We start from the raw sequence: 17,332 nt of genomic DNA on the forward strand, positions 1-17,332 counted from the left end.
ATTTTGGTTAATTAATTAGTAATTTGATGCAATACTAAAACTAAATTTTCATTTTTGGTAGTTATAAATCATTACAAAAACACATCAAATTAAAATTTTTGATATTATAAAAACACATCAAATTTTACATAAATAATTGATTTTAAAAGAAATAAAAAAACAAATAGTAGTACTAAAGAAAAGTTAATTTTAAAAATAAACACTACATATAATAAAATAAAGTCTGTCTTGTTAAATAATATTCAAACTACAACGTGGTAGTAGCTCAAAACACTCATAAACACTTATTCTTTAAACAATTACAAGAAATAGACTCTAAAAATTTGTAGGAACAGAAAAATAAAGAATATGATATTTTTACCTTACTTTTTTTACATTATCAATAATTTTATTAGCTAAAGAAAATACTTACTTTTTAAAAATAAATAGGTTTTAACTTATAAAAAACAAGAAAAATCAAAGAGATTGTATTGATAAAAAAAGAGAAAAAGCTGAATTTTGGGCCAAAAATGCCTAGAAATTGGCAAGGAATTTAAAAATGATTTTTTCTGTCTAAAAAAACAAGTTTATTTAATCGTTATCATGCTGTTATTTTTGTTGCACAGATTAAATAATATGCGTTACCAAATAATAAATCTTACAGATGATTTGCTTGCTAGAGGTCGCAAAAAATAGGGATAATCATTTAATCTAATTTATTATAAGAACAACCCCTTTCTAATACTTCGATAAATAAAAATAAAATAGCTTTTTCTTGAAATATAGGCTAGAATTTAGCCTTTATAAAAGCCATAAAGCGAATAAATGAACTAAACCTACTCTTCAGCTTCAATTCATTAAATTGTCTTTAATAATTGATTCAAAAGCACCTATAAGCATTAATTACAACACTTAATTCTAATTCAATTAAAAAGAATCAAGAATTAAAATATCTTTTGAGTATAAACAATCTATTCTGAGGAAAGACCGCCGTTATAAGTAAAAAAAATAGCCCGTAATCGAAATTACGGGCTACCCAGGCAATAAACTTAACTTAAACTAACCATAGTTTAAATCTTCTATACAATTCATTTATTAATGAGCTGTATAATGTTTGAAAATTCGAAAAAGGAATTTTTTAATCTTCCTTTTTCGAAAATAACTAACATGAAATATTATTATTCAGGTTTGAAAACAAATGTCCAACCTGTTCCATATGTTTCACTATTACTTAAATAAAGAATCATTTTATCTTCTTCAAGACTTACGATAGTATAAACCCCATCAGCATTACCTGCAGCTGAACCTAACATTTTTGAATTCATGATAGTCAACTGTTTATTTTTGATGTCCAGTTTAAAACTTCCTTTTGTTGGTGTAGCGCTTGTTGTTTCATAATGGTTGTAATTTGCTGCTCCGTCCAGATCAAAATGCATTTTCCCAAGTGCATCACTTGGAGCACAACAATCTCCAGCATTCCACCAAGCGGTCATAGCACTTTCAGCACTTCCATTTGGAGACATAAACCACCAGAATCTTCCAGAACCTTGTGTACCATCAAAAACCCAAGTTTTACCAGCTGCCGTATTAGTTCCAACTAAATCATACCAGTCTTGATCTAAAGGAGTATCTAACTGATCAATTTGAACGTCAATCGTCTTAGTAAAAAATTCAGCGCCTAGAGTTCCAACAAAAGTAAATGTTGCTTTTCCTGGAATAGGATAAACAAACGTTACTTCATTTGTTAGTGCTTTATCTAAACCATAATCCCAATATCCAGTCACACCTGGAGTCGTCATATTAAGTGTGATCTTATTTCCTCCTGGTGTGCTTTGAGTAGATACTAATTCAACTCCAGCAACGTCAGTAGAATTCGTTAAATGCTGTTCATCTACTATTGGATCACATGCTGAAAAAGTCAACGTAAAAAGAGCCAAAAGAAGATATAATATTTTATTGATTTTCATATTTATCTATATTAATATTGTTAAATTTTACCACCCTGGATTTTGTGTATAAACTCCATTTGATAGTCTAAGTTCTGTTTCAGGCATAGAAACCAAACCTTTAGTTTCTGGTCTATATTTTACGCTGTAATTTGCTGCAGTACCTGAATTTCTAACAGGAATCATGCTATTATATGCATTATCAACATCTCCCCAACGAATTAAATCAAACCAGTGTAATCCTTCGAAAGCAAATTCATGCAAACGCTCTGCTTTAATATTTTCAAGTGAATATCCAACTGGGTCCAGTTTTGCTCTTGCTCTAACTGCATTTAATCCTGCAGCTGTTTTAGTAATCTCAGAATGCATCAATAATACATCTGCGTAACGCATGAAAATAAAATCTTGTGCATGCATTAATTGCATATCAGTATTAGACCAGTTGTATAATTGAACAAACATTCCGACAGTAGTTCCGCCTGCATTAGGATATTGTAGAGAAATATATTTTTTATTGAAATATCCTGTCTCATGGTCTCCTTTATCTTGCGCATAACCAGCTGTTCCTTGATCTGCTTTACCTACTTCAAGTATAGAACCTCTTTTTCTTGGATCACGTTCCTCCCAGTTACTGTATAAACTTGGATTTACTGTACACCAGCCCCATCCTTCTCCAAATGGCACTAATGAATTACCACGTAATGCAGAGAACAGACATAATCTATTAGTATAAATATTACCATTTGTCCAAGACCAATCTCCAAAAGAGAATCTTTGAACGAACATTGTCTCGAAATTTCCAGTTCCAAATGTTGGGCTAATACCATCTTGTCCAACCCATGATAAACCTTCAGTTGCAGCCCATGGTAAAACATTATTTCCAGAAGCTTTATTAACATAAGAGTAAGGCCAAAGGTTTCTAAAATCAGGTACAAGGGCATGACCACTATTAGTCATACAGTCAGTTAAATAACTTGCTACTTGTGTTGCATTCAAAGACCCTCCTTCTGCCAAAGGCAATTCCTCAGTAGCTTGTTTTTCCATATTTGTCATATAACCTGTGTAAAACAAAAATACACGTCCTAAATAAGCTTCTGCTACCCATTTATTAGCATGACCGTATCTAGATGTTGGAATACTTGTAAAAGGAGTTGCTGGCATTGTCTCGATCGCCTTTTTTAAATCTGAAGCAATCTGTGCAAATGTTTCAGTGTAAGTATTTCTTGGGCCATCTTTTTTCCCATCAATAGTTATGATTAATGGAACTCCTCCAAAAAACTTAGCTAATCTGAAGTAGAAAAATGCTCTCATAAAATAAGCCTCTCCAATTGCTTGTTGCTTGAATTGATCAGCTTCAGCAGGAGTATTAAAATAAGTGCTAAAATCTGCAAGAGGCGTTTTCTCTATAATTGCATTTGTTCTCGCAATACCTCTATAAGACTGAACCCACATATCTAAATAGGTATCATCTACAGGATCTTCAAAATTATCAACCCATTTAGCTGTTTTATCATCAGGACCTCCTCCTCCTAACATCATATTATCCATAAGATTGGCTGCAATCTGTTCCTCACTATGCACATTATTTGTATAAATAGCATTGTAAACTCCAGCAGTTGCTTCTTCAATATCTTGAGGTGTCTTGTAAAAATTCTCTAAACTCTTCTCTGTCAAATTATCAGTATCAAGATAATCATCACAGCTCGCTACAATAAATACAGCCGAAATCGCTACTAAATATTTTATTTTTTTCATTGTAATTGTATTTATATTAAAAATCAGCACTTAAACCAAACATCACCGTTCTAGCTTGTGGATACAAACCTAAATCAATTCCTGAAGCCCATGGAGCATTTGTATTATCTCCTGACCAACGAACTTCTGGATCCATACCATCATATTTAGTAAATGTATATAGGTTATTTACTGCAACATAAAATTTAAGATTTGAGATGAACTTGAAATCTTTAAATATTTCGTTGAAATTATAACCTAACGTTAAGTTGTTTATTCTCAAATAATCTGCATTTTGCATATAAATATCTGACACGTAATTGCTGTTTCTGTTTGAAGTGGCACTTAATCTAGGCATTTTAGTAGATGTACCTTCTCCATGCCAACGATCAAAAACATCAGAAGTATAATTTTGAGCAGGACTATCTGCAAAAGATCTATATGACTGCATAACCTGCATACCAAATTTACCAGCCATAGTAGTGTTCAAGTAAACATTTTTGTATTCAAAATTTAACTGAATCCCTAATTCAAAATCTGGATTTGGATTTCCTAAGTAAACTTTATCGCTTTCGTCGATAACACCGTCATTGTTTTGGTCTACAAAACGAACATCTCCAGGACGTTGATCGCTAAAATAAGGCTGTCCATTTGGACCAACATATTCATTAACTTCTTGTTGATTTTGTAAAATTCCTGCTGTTTTAAAGCCGTAGAAATAACCTAATGGGAAACCTACTTGACCTCTTGAGATTTCTCCAGTTCCTTGAGATAATACGTTAGAAGGACCATGTAATATTCCGTCAGCATTTGCAATTCTAGTAACTTTATTTTTATTGAATGCACCACTTACAGTAGCTCCATATTTAAAGCCTCCAATTTTATCATTCCAATTTACAGAAAACTCAAAACCTTTGTTTTCGATATCTCCACCATTAAAATAAGGAGGTGCGGCACCGTCTGTTCCTCTTCCTGCTGCTAGAACTAACCAGTCTTTAGTGGTTTTATTATACCAATCTAAAGTCACATTTAATCTTGAATCAAAGAAACTTGCATCAAGACCGAAATCTAATTGCTCTGATGTTTCCCAAGTTAAATCTGGGTTGGTAACTCTAGCTGGATAAGCTGTAGTTCCAGAAACTGGTTTTGTATCTCCAAAAAAGTATCCTGGAAAAACATACGCAATATTTGAAGAGTAATAAAAGTTAGGAATATCTTGGTTACCATTTTGCCCCCAGCTTCCTCTCAATTTTAATGAATTGAGCCATTTTGAAGAGCTATCCATAAAATCTTCTTTTGTAACTACCCAACCAGCAGAAACAGAAGGGAAATAACCCCATCTTTTTCCTTCAGCGAAGTTAGAAGAACCATCGGCACGTATTGTACCTGAAAGAAGATATTTTTCTTTATAATCGTATTGTGCTCTAGCAAAATAAGACATAATACCACCTCCACCAGCTGAAGTGTCCATTCCATTAGTTCCAATATCATTAATTGTTTTTGGAGCTGTGTTGTTTAAGTAAGCATATTTCGGATCTTCACCAAATGTTAAGTTGTTTCTAGAACCACTAACATTGTTGTTCACCAAATATTGAATTAACTCAGTTCCTGCAACAGCAGAAATGTTATGATTCCCAAATTGTTTTTTATAAGAAACTGTATTTGTCCAAGTTGAATTAGCTCCAATATAAGAATACTGAGACGCACCATTGATATAATCTTGATAAAGAACACCCAAATTATATGTTGGGTTCATAGATCTACCATATCCAAACCAAGAATCAATACCATAAACCGTTCTAAATTTCAAATCTTTAACTGGTTCAATTTCTAAGAAAGCATTTCCTGTAATTCTATTATCTTTTGGATAGTTATAATTACTTCTATAAAACATTACTGCTAAAGGATTTGTTTGTCCTGTAGAAATACCATCTAAAGTTGGAGTAAAACCAAATTTATCAATATTTCTGTCAATTGAAGTCTGCCAATAAGCTGGCTGTAACGGATTTGCAGTTAATGCATTATGCAAATCATTTCCATAAATATTACCATTAGAAACTCCTCTATTTTGAGAATTAGTGTAAGTAACATTTTCTCCGACAGTAATGATGCTATGGCTATCGTTCTTTTTAAGAACCATTTGAGTATTTAATCTGGCTGTAAGTCTTTTAAAACCTGCATCTACTAAATCTCCACCAATAATACCATCTTGCTCAAAGTAAGAAACTCCAAAAGCGTAAGTTATATCTTCGCTACCTCCAGTAATGTTAAGAGAGTGATTCATGATTGGAGCATCTTTTTTACTCATTTCATTAATCCAATTTGTCCCCGTCCATCCATTTTGTAATTTCTGCCAAATTTCATTTCCTAATTGAGTACCAGCGCCAGGAAATTGAGTGTTTAACCATGAATTATTAGTCAAAAGTTTTTGCCAATCTTGACGAGGCAATCCATCATTTACTCTTCCTTCATCAATGATATACATATACTCTTGCGCATTCAAAGGATCTAAATTTTTATAGATATTTTGAATACCAAAGTAACTGTCATAACTAATTCTTGCAGCTCTTCCTTTTTTACCTTTTACTGTTGTAACCAATACAACTCCATTAGCCGCTCTAGATCCATAGATAGCTGCAGAAGCCGCATCTTTTAATATGTCAATAGATTCAATATCTGATGGGCTCAAATAATCAATATTACCAACAGAAATACCATCAACAATGTACAACGGATTTGAGTTTCCATTCGTACCCAATCCACGAATAGTTACCTTAGTACCAGCACCAGGTGAACCATTTGTTCTTGTAATACTAATACCGGGAGCAATACCTTGAAGTGCCTCCATAGCAGATCCTGTATTTAACTCCTTAATTGTTTCTCCTTTAAGATTTGTTGAAGCACCAGTAATGAGACCTTTTTTCTGAGTACCATAACCTACTACAACAACTTCATTCAAGTTTTGTGATGTTGCAGTAAGAAGCACGTTCATCTTTGTCCTTCCATTAATAGCCTCATTTAGTGTGTTAAAACCAACGAAACTAATAACTAAAACTCCATTTGAAGGAGCACTAATCTGAAATTTCCCATCAAAGTCAGATGCAGTAGCTTTATTTGTTCCTTTTACTAAAACCGTCGCTCCTGGGACGGGTAATCCACTTTCATCATTAATGGTTCCATTTACTGTCACATCCTGAGCAAATGCGACAGCTGAAAACAGTAAAGACGAAACACAAAAAATAAGTAATTTTGTCAATTTCATTTTTCTAAAAATTTTGGTTAATTAATTAGTAATTTAATGCAATTATAATGTTAAATTTTAATAAAGTGAGATTAAAATTCCCTACAAAAACACTTCAAAGTAAAACTTAACACACTACAAAAACACAACATTTTTTTTTTAATTAATTAATTTACTGTATTTTAGCTTTGATAAAATTTTGTTATAAAAATGTTAATTAAAAAAAACGTATATTACATTAGATTAACAACAACTATTACGTTGTAAATTAAAAATAATTTAAAAAACGAGAGCTATTCTAATTGATAAATCAACAATTTAAACTCAATTTAAAGCATTTCTAATAAAAATACATTTAAAATTTTATGAAATTCATAGTTAGAACTTTTGCATTTATTTTACTATTTTTCATACAAAATGCAAGTTTTTCGCAGGTAAAAAACATTGGAATTCCAGATATTAAAAACTATAAAAGATCAGAATATAAAGGTGGAACGCAAAACTGGAGTATTGATCAAGATAAAAACGGAAATATATACTTTGCAAATAATAGTGGTTTGATCCAATTTGATGGTTCAAACTGGCATAAATACTCTTTACCGAACAAATCAGAGATTAGAAGTTTAAAAATTGATGCTTTAGGAAGGATATTTGTCGGCGGAAATAACGAATTCGGGTATTTTAAAAATGATGAAAAAGGAATATTAAAATACCATTCATTATATAACTTATTGAGTCCAATAGACAAAGAAAACATAAATCTAATCTGGCGAATCCATATTTTTAAAGGAGAAGTAATATTTCAGTCTTTTAGCAAAGTGTTTTTTCTAAAAAATGAAAAAGTCACTACACTAACAGCTCCACACAAGTTTCAATTTTCATTTTTAGTAAACAATCGTCTTTATTTTCAAGATAAAACGTTAGGTGTTCTAGAATATAAAAACAGAAAACTAACCGCTATTTCAGGAACTACCGTTTTTAATGATAAAGAAATTTGGTCTCTTTTTCCTCTATCAAACAATAGAGTTTTGTATGCAACTCTGGAAAAAGGATTATTTGTCGCAGAAAATGGCATTATTAAGCCATGGGCAACAGAAGCCAATGAATTTATCAAGAAAAACACTTCTTTAGGAGGTTCAATTATTAAAAACAAATTCATAATCCTTAATTCCGTATTAGACGGAGCCATTATCTGTGATTTAAACGGGAAAATTATTCAACATTTAAACAGACAAAAAGGTATTCAGAATAATACAATATTAGCCTCATTTGTAGACAATAAAAACAATATATGGCTGGGACTTGACAACGGAATTACTTTCATAAACGAAAATTCGCCTTTTTCTTATTTTGACTACAGCTATAATATAGGAACGGTTTACGCCTCAACAACCTACAATGGAAATCTTTATGTAGCCACTAACCAAGGATTATTTTATCACCCTTGGGGAACATCATTTAAAGACAGTCCATTTATGAGAGTGGAAGGAACAATCTCTCAAGTTTGGAATATTCAGGTTTTAAATAATGTATTAATATGTGCCAGCAATAGTGGAGCATTAATTATCGAAAACAATAGAGTTTCCAAAATATTGGATACCAGAGGATATTTCGGATTTAAAAAAATACCTGATCATGAAAACTATATAATAGGTGAAAGTTATAATGGATTTTCGGTTTTTAAAAAATCTGCTTCTGGATACGATTATATGCATCAAGTAAAAGGATTTGATGAAACCACCAATAATTTTTCTGTAGAAATAGATGAAAACTATTTATGGTTAAAGAAAAACCCGTTTTTATATCAGGTAAAACTATCTGAGGATCTACAACGCTTTGATTTTATTAAAAAGCATATCAATATATCAGATAAATTTAAAGGCATCAATAGCCTGCAAAACATCAATGGTAAAGTGTATATTCAAGTACAAAATCACTTTTTCAGATATTCAGTTGAGCAGGAATCTTTTTTTGAGGATAAAAAAATAACAAAACTGTTTAATGGAATTCCAACTATTAATACATTAATAGAAGATCCTGCGGGAAACTTGTGGTATGTTTTTAATGAATCTTTAGGAGTATTAGTAAAAAACAAAAACGGAAGTTATACTAAAAACCAAGCAATATTCTCGAATTTATCTGGAAATTTGGTAAACAACTATATTTCTGTAAATACAATTGATCCTCAAAACATTTTTATAGGATTAACTGATCGTTTAGCACACTACAATTCGACAATCCCAAACACTTTCATGACGAAACCAAAAGCTATTATCGAGAGCTTTTCGTATCCAGAAGACACTATTTTGACAGGCAATTTAGCTCACAAACTAGAATCTTATAGTATACCATACAAATACAATCGTGTGAAATTTACTTTCGCATCTCCAACATACGAAAATCAGGAAAACGTAATGTATTCGTACAAGCTAGAACCTTTTGAAGAAAATTGGCGCGGATGGTCGTCGACAGCCATGAAAGAATACACCAACTTGAGGGAAGGAAATTATGTGATGAAGCTAAAAGTAAGAAACAGCTACGGCATAGAGTCTAATATCAGTGAAGTAGAATTTACGGTATCTCCCCCGTGGTATAGACACTTCTTAGCTTATTTATTCTACCTTATGCTTATTCTCCTTGGTGCCTATCTAATTTCTGTTAGAGTCAAGCTTAAAATTAGAAAAAACAGATATTACGAAACCATTGAGCAAAGAAGGCTTTATCTTGAAAAGGAATCAAAAATCAGACATGAACAACACGATTTAGAGAAAGAAATTGAAAAGCTAAAAAATGACAAGCTTCAAATCAAAATCTTAGCAAAAGATAAAGAACTAGTAAACAATTCATTACAAGTTGTAAAAAAGAATAAAGTTTTAAACGGAATTATTCATAAATTGAAAGATATTGATACCAATATTTTAGATGAAACGACTAAATCTGAATTTAGTAAATTGCATAAAAGCATTGTTAAGGAAGTAAACACAGATAAGAGCTGGAAGGATTTAGAGAAACACATTAAAAACGTTCACTTTGAATTCTTAAAGCGTTTAAAAGGACAATATCCTACTATTTCTCCTAGAGAATTAGATTTGTCAACTTATTTATTAATGAATATGTCGACAAAAGAAATAGCTGAAATCATGAATATTTCGACTGGAGGAGTTGAATTAGCACGTTATCGTCTTAGAAAAAAATTAGGTTTAAATAAAAAGGAAAACCTAATCGGATTTTTAATGAGTATTTAAAAAAAGAAAGCCATTCAGTATTTGAATGGCTTTCTTTTTTTATGATATATATTCCAAAGTTCGTTCTAAGGCCATACCCCTCGAACCTTTTATCAGAATAGTATTTGAATCGAACTTATACGTTTTTAAGAATTCTGCAAAAGCATCAAACGTCTCGAAAAACTTTATATTCTCCCTTGAAACTGAGTTAGCATAAAACGATTTTCCAATTAAGTAACAAACAGATTGGTTTTGATTAACTAATGAATCAACTATTACTTTATGCTCGTACAAACTTTCATCCCCTAATTCAAACATATCGCCAAGAATCATAATCTTATTCTTCTTATCCAATTGCAAGAAATTAGTAATCGCGACCGCCATACTACTCGGATTAGCGTTATAAGCGTCTAAAATGATCTCATTAGAACCTTTTTGCATCATCTGAGATCTATTATTCGCTGGAATATAATTCTCAATAGCGGCCTTTATATCGCTCTCTTTTACCTCAAAGTATTTTCCAATAGCTGTTGCCGCATTAATATTATTAGCGTTGTAAAGTCCAATTAAATGAGATTCAATTGTAAAATCATTATAATCAATAGCTACAAATGGATTTGCTGTAATGTTCTGAATATTTAAGTCAGCGTTTTCTTTTTTTACACCAAAAGTGAATGCTTTAATCCCTTTTGATTTCTCAATCTGAATTGAATCTTCAAGATTTACAAAAACTGTTTTCTTATTTGCGGCAAGATATTTATACATTTCACTTTTTCCTGCAATAACCCCTTCAACTCCTCCGAAACCTTCTAAGTGAGCCTTTCCAAAATTGGTAATATATCCGAAATCCGGTTGTGCAATTTCACACAAAAATTCGATTTCCTTTTGATGATTTGCTCCCATTTCAACAATTCCAATTTCTGTTTCCTTGCTAAAAGAAAGCAGCGTTAATGGAACGCCAATATGATTGTTTAAATTCCCAATTGTAGCTTTTGTTTTAAACTTTTTAGACAATACAACATTAATTAATTCTTTTGTTGTCGTTTTTCCATTACTTCCCGTTAAGGCAACTATTGGAAGCCCTAAATAAGCTCTGTGAAACTTTGCTAACTCTTGAAGCGTTTGCAGACTGTTTTCTACTAAAACAGTTCTTTCATCAATAAAATAAGCTTCATTATCAATAACAACAAATAAAGCTCCTAAATCTAAAGCTTCTTTCGCAAATGTATTGGCATCAAAATTCTCTCCTTTAATAGCAAAAAACATCGAATTCTTCTCAATTTTTCTTGTATCAATAGAAAGAGAAGTGCACTGTAAAAACAAGTTATGAATGTCTTGAATATTCATTTATAATTTTTTTAATAGGTCATAAAAGTAGAAAAAAACAATAAAAAAATTCCAAATTCCAGACTGAATATTCAGCTTTTGGAATTTGGAATTTTTGATATTAGAATTCCTAAATTTTAGTTTCTAGGAGATTTTCTCTTTTCAGATTTTGAACCTACTCTAGACATTGCACACCTGAAACCAATGTAATCAGTTGCCATATCTTGAGGGAAGTATCTTCTTTGAGCTGGGTCTAACCAGTAAGCTCTATCTCTCCAAGAACCTCCTTTGTAAACTCTTACTTTATCATCAATTAAAGTAGTACGTTTACTTGAGTTATCATATTTTCTGATCATTTTTCCTAAACTATCAGTAGTGATGTTGTGTTTAGGAGAGTTGTACATTGCCTGATCTGCTTTAGGTCCAGACTCTGAATCACCAAAATCAAAATATCTTGAAGATTGTTTATCACCATCTCTATAGTTGATGTTATCACTTGTACTGAAATTTGTTCTCAAGTATGTTTCTTGCTCGTCAACTGGAACTTGAGCAATTTCACCTGGAAGATTTCTTGCGATAACTTTACCATTACTTAAAGTGTCATACTTAATAGTAGCAGTTGTAACAATTTCGATTTTACCGTCTTTACCAATTTTGTTTTTAGCATATTGGTTTCCTCTGTAGTAGTTGAAATCATTTGCTTCGTTATCAATAATTGGTCTATAAACGTCAGCTACCCATTCTGCAACGTTTCCTGCCATATCATAAAGACCGAAATCGTTTGGAGCATAACTTTTCACTTCATTTGTAATATCAGCTCCGTCATCTGACCAACCTGCAATTCCACCGTAATCACCGTTTCCTTGTTTAAAGTTAGCTAATTGATCACCTCTGTTTTTACGTTTGTTAGAACGTGTATAATCTCCAGACCAAGGATATTTCTTTTGACCTTTGTAGATGTTATATTCTCTTTGTCCAACGTCAGCTGCTGCAGCATACTCCCATTCTGCTTCAGTAGGAAGTCTATACTCTGGTAAAATAACTCCAGAAGAACGTTGCGCATATACGTTTTTCTCTTCAGGAACTACACCGTCTTTTCCAGCTTTTGGTCGTTTTCCACCAGGATTTTTCTTTAATACGATCTCCTCACTTCCACCACGTGAAGTACTTGGAGACATTAAATATCCTTCTGTATTAAATGCATTCTCAGCATTAACGTCGTTTGTTTTAGCACCTTTTTGAAGATATCCGTTTTTCTCTAAAACAGCCTCGTTTACACGGTCTGTTCTCCATTTACTAAATTCAACTGCTTGAATCCAGTTAACACCAACTACAGGATAGTTAGCATAAGACGGATGTCTTAAATAGTTATTAGTCATCGTTTCGTTGTATCCTAGACGATTTCTCCAAACAAGAGTATCTGGCGATGCTCCTTCATAAATATTTTTGTAATTTTCTTCTGTTGGCGGGAAAACCTTTTTCAACCACTCTAGGTATTCTAAGTACATACCATTCGTAACTTCGGTTTCATCCATATAGAATGATTGAACATGCTGTTGAGTTGGTGTGTTATTCCAATCGTGCATAACATCATCCTGTACTTTACCCATAGTAAACGTACCTCCTTCAACAAAAACTAAACCAGGACCAGCCTGTTGTTTTTTACCTGCATTTCTAGCAGCAGTTCCATTCTGACTATCTACATCCCAACCAGTTGCTCGTGAAGCATGGCTCGAACTCGATTTTTTGCTACAACTAGCCGTGCTCAACATCAATACCATTGACATCATTAACTGCAAGACTACAATTTTGTTTACTTTCATACTCATTCTTAGGTGATAAATTTAGGTGCTGCAATATAATAATTAACATTTAATTAGCAACATCTGTTCTAATAATTTTATTTCACTGTTTTTTACCAGAAAATAACCTTTAGTTACGAACGCAAAAATATACTTTTTATTATTTACTGTAACATGAAATAATATATTTTTACTTAGAAAATATTTTTAAATTAAACCCCTATTTTTGAGTGATGAAACGAGTCCTATTTACATACCTTTTTTTACTCCCAATTATCTCATTCTCCCAGATAAATGGGAGCTTTACGATCAATTGGCAAGAAAAAAAAGAGATGAATTATGGCGACCAAAAATTCATCATTCCATATTTTTCTGGCAACGGTTTTCGCTTTGATGCCACGAAAAAGAGCATAAACTTGATGATTAATCTCAATCAAAACGTCTCTACAAACTCCAATTCAATACAAATTTCAAATGTATCGTATGAACAAATTTCAGTGGCTGATCTGGGTGATTTAAGTCAAAGCAACATTCCCAACAAGCCTAATGAAGCTCTCAAAACAGCATCTTCAAGAGGAAATCAGCAAAATTTTTTACTGCTTTCGCCTATCATAAAGGAAGGAAATAGCTTCAAGAGAATAAAATCTTTTACCTATTCATCAAATAATTCAACAGCTAAAAGTAGTAGTTCTTCTGTCTTTCAAAAAACTGCTGTTATATCTAATTCAGTTTTATCTTCTGGCGATTGGTATCGTTTTTATGTTGAAAAGTCGGGTGTTTATAAAATTTCGAAGTCATTCTTACAAAGTCTTGGATTTGATCCTTCTAAAGTTGATCCTCGAAGAATAAAAATATATGGAAACGGCGGAAGAATGCTTCCTTTAGCCAATAACATTTATTATCCTGAAGATTTAACAGAAAATGCAATTTTAATTTCTGGAGAAAGCGACGGCGTATTTAATAATGATGATTTTATTCTTTTCTATGCCGAAGGAGTAGAGAATTGGAATAGCGAAAGCCAAACCAATATAAATCTTTACGCTACAAAGTCATATTATTATGTAACAACGACTGGAGGCGATGGAAAGCGTATTTCTAACTTAAATCAGCCAACAGGAACTACAACTTTAGAGCTTAACACGTTTGATGACTATCAATCGCACGAAACTGATCTCACAAACATTGCTCATTTAGGAAGACAATGGCTTGGAGAATCTTTTGATATTAACCAAGAACAGGAATTTTCATTTAGCTTTCCAAATCTAGACGCTTCAGTTCCGGTTAAAATTGAAGTAAATGCCGCATCTGCAGCTTATACTCCTACCTCTTTTACTGTTTCTGCAAACGGACAAAATGTTGGCACTATTAATTTTAATGCCTTAACAACAACTTCTGACACTAAGTATTACAACGGAAAACTGCCTTCAAACACTACTTTTGCAGGAACTGACAATATCAAAATAAAACTTACCTATAATAATAATGGTGTTCCTGGCTCAAAAGGCTACTTAGATTATATTAATTTAACAGCCAAACGAAAACTTCTAGGAACAGGAAAACAATTTGCATTTCAATATAATGATGCTGGATCTGTAGCGGGAATCGCAAATTACACCATCGGAAATGCATCTGCAATTACGCAAATTTGGGATATTACAGACCTATATAATATATATAATGTAGAAAATGCAAATCAAGCAAGTTTTAGCTTTAAAGCTACTTTAGGAGAAATCAGAAAATATATAGCAATCGATCCTTCAGATTATTACACTCCTTCGAAAGAAAACCAGTCCAAAATTGCAAATCAGAACTTAAAAGGAACACTTTTAAAAAACAGTCAAAACAGCTTTCAGGATGTCGATTATGCGATAATAACTCCTAAATCTTTATATTCTCAGGCCGAAAAACTTGCAGCTTTTCACCGCACAAATTCTAGTTTAAACGTAAAAGTAATTACACTCGAAAATATCTACGAAGAATTTTCTTCTGGAAAACAAGATATTGCCGCAATTCGAAACTGCGTTAAATACATTTACGACAATGCCTCTTCTCCCGACAAAAGAATCAAATATGTTAATTTATTCGGAGATGCTTCTTTCGATTATAAAGATCGAATTTCTAACAATACTAATATTGTTCCTGTTTATCATTCCTTAAATAGTAATACTGTTGGAGAATCTTCTTTTGCATCTGATGATTTTTTCGGTTTAATGGATGCTGACGAAGGAAATATAATTTCATTTTTTGGAGGAATTGACATTGCCGTTGGCCGAATGTTAGTTTCAGACAATGCGCAAGCAAGCGAAATGGTAAATAAGGTTTTAGAGTATCATGATGCTAAATCGTATGGAAACTGGCGTAATAATTTTGTTTTAATAAGCGATGACGCCGATCAAGCTTCTGACGTGACCTTACAATCGCGCCAAAACACCTTAGCAGATCTTATTGCTGTTGAAAAACCGTTTTTTAATATTGACAAAATATTTTTAGACGCTTATACACAAGAAGCTTCAGCTGGGGGATCTCGATACCCAAAAGCCAGAACAGATATTTTTGAAGCTTTTGAAAAAGGCGCTTTAGTTTTTAATTATTTAGGACATGGAGGTGAAGATGGTTTAGCCAGCGAAAGAATTTGGGAGAAATCAGATGGGCAAAATTTAAACAATCAATATAAATATCCTTTATTTATCACCATAACCTGCGAGTTTTCAAGATTTGATGACCCAACAAGACCTACAGCAGGAGAATATACTTTTTGGAATCCGACAGGAGGCGCAATTTCAATGCTTACAACCATTCGTGCTATTGGACAATTTAATGCCGAAAATTTTAATGACAGCCTTAGCAAAAACTTATTATCCTATGGTTCGAATCAATATAATACGATTGCCGAAACACTTAGAATTTCAAAAAATGAAAACCCGAGTTCTTCAAGCAACGTAATTTTTTACATTGGAGATCCAGCTTTGATGTTAGCGATTCCAAAACCGCGAATTAATTTAACGAAAGTAAACGATATTGTGATTTCGGAAGCAATTCCTGATTTAAAATCACTTTCAAAAATTAAAATATCTGGAGAAATCACAGACGAAAACAATACTCTTTTAAGCAATTATAATGGAGAATTAGCCACTGCTATTTTCGACAAAATGATTACGTCTTCTACCTTAAACAATGACGGATATAGTCCTGCAATGCAGTTTAAAACTCTTGGAGAAACGATTTTTAGAGGAAATGCTTCAGTTACCAACGGGCAATTTGAATTTAGTTTTGTAGTTCCTAGAGACATTAGAGTCCCTGTTGACAATGGAAGAATAAGCTTTTATTCGAAAAAAAGTGATGCTTTGGAAAACCAAACAGGCTACAATAATATCATAAAAATTGGAGGAATTAATGAAAATGCACCCGAGGACAATATAAGTCCGAAAGTTAAGTTATATATGAACGACGAAACTTTTGTATCTGGAGGGATTACAAACGAATCTCCATTTCTTTTAGCCTTCTTAGAAGACGAAAATGGAATTAATACAGCAAGTGGAATCGGGCATGATATTGTAGCTATTCTAGATGGCGACGTAAGTAATCCTTATATATTGAACGATTATTATCAGACAAAATTAGATGATTACACCAATGGAAATTTACGATTCCCGTTTAGAAATTTAGCCCCGGGGCTGCATACGATAAGTTTTACCGCTTGGGATGTTTACAACAATCCGGTAACAAGCGAGATTCAATTTACTGTTGTAGGAGACGATTCATTAACATTATCACACGTTCTTAATTACCCAAATCCTTTTTCTACTTATACACAGTTTTGGTTTTCGCACAATAAGCCTTACGAACCATTAGATGTACAAGTACAAGTAATGACAATTACAGGAAAAGTGGTTTGGACAAAGAATCAGACAATTACAACAGAAGGTTTTTTATCTAGAGATATAACATGGGATGGGAAAGATGATTTTGGAGACAGAATCGGAAAAGGAGTGTATATTTACAAACTCACGGTAAAATCAAATTTAACAAATAAAAAAGCAGAAAAATACGAAAAGCTTGTCATCCTATAATATTATCTAT

At 32.5% G+C, this 17,332-nt stretch carries 7 protein-coding genes; 2 read left to right on the forward strand and 5 right to left on the reverse strand.

What is annotated here, in order from left to right:
* Positions 1–1,157 precede the first annotated feature (1,157 nt).
* From V6624_RS07050 to V6624_RS07060, 3 genes are read right to left on the reverse strand one after another with little or no spacing between them, the layout of a single operon-like run.
* Complete coding sequence (locus V6624_RS07050) at positions 1,158–1,946, reverse strand: hypothetical protein (RefSeq protein WP_111288139.1); 789 nt, start codon at positions 1,944–1,946, stop codon at positions 1,158–1,160.
* A 27-nt stretch (positions 1,947–1,973) separates the two neighbouring features.
* Entirely contained in the window at positions 1,974–3,680 is a 1,707-nt protein-coding gene (locus V6624_RS07055; protein WP_338841399.1) for a RagB/SusD family nutrient uptake outer membrane protein, read from the reverse strand.
* Between the two features lie 16 nt (positions 3,681–3,696).
* Entirely contained in the window at positions 3,697–6,921 is a 3,225-nt protein-coding gene (locus tag V6624_RS07060; RefSeq protein WP_338841400.1) for a TonB-dependent receptor, read from the reverse strand.
* A gap of 344 nt (positions 6,922–7,265) precedes the next feature.
* Here V6624_RS07060 and V6624_RS07065 point away from each other — a divergent pair, with 344 nt between their 5' ends.
* A complete protein-coding gene (locus V6624_RS07065; RefSeq protein ID WP_338841401.1) occupies positions 7,266–10,145 on the forward strand; it encodes a triple tyrosine motif-containing protein in 2,880 nt (959 codons plus the stop codon).
* Between the two features lie 39 nt (positions 10,146–10,184).
* Here V6624_RS07065 and V6624_RS07070 read toward each other — a convergent pair whose 3' ends face one another.
* Positions 10,185–11,471, reverse strand: a complete 1,287-nt coding sequence (locus V6624_RS07070) for a UDP-N-acetylmuramoyl-tripeptide--D-alanyl-D-alanine ligase (protein ID WP_338841402.1) — start codon at positions 11,469–11,471, stop codon at positions 10,185–10,187.
* 116 nt (positions 11,472–11,587) lie between these two features.
* Positions 11,588–13,273 carry a gliding motility lipoprotein GldJ gene (gldJ, locus tag V6624_RS07075; protein ID WP_111288147.1) on the reverse strand — a complete coding sequence of 562 codons (1,686 nt, stop codon included), beginning with the start codon at positions 13,271–13,273 and terminating at the stop codon, positions 11,588–11,590.
* A gap of 212 nt (positions 13,274–13,485) precedes the next feature.
* On the opposite strand from gldJ, the gene porU reads away from it, so the two are divergent.
* Complete coding sequence (porU, locus tag V6624_RS07080) at positions 13,486–17,322, forward strand: type IX secretion system sortase PorU (protein WP_338841403.1); 3,837 nt, start codon at positions 13,486–13,488, stop codon at positions 17,320–17,322.
* The last annotated feature ends 10 nt before the right edge of the window (positions 17,323–17,332 follow it).

It is taken from the genome of Flavobacterium ginsenosidimutans (assembly GCF_037478105.1).
GTDB classification, from domain to species: Bacteria; Bacteroidota; Bacteroidia; order Flavobacteriales; family Flavobacteriaceae; genus Flavobacterium; species Flavobacterium ginsenosidimutans.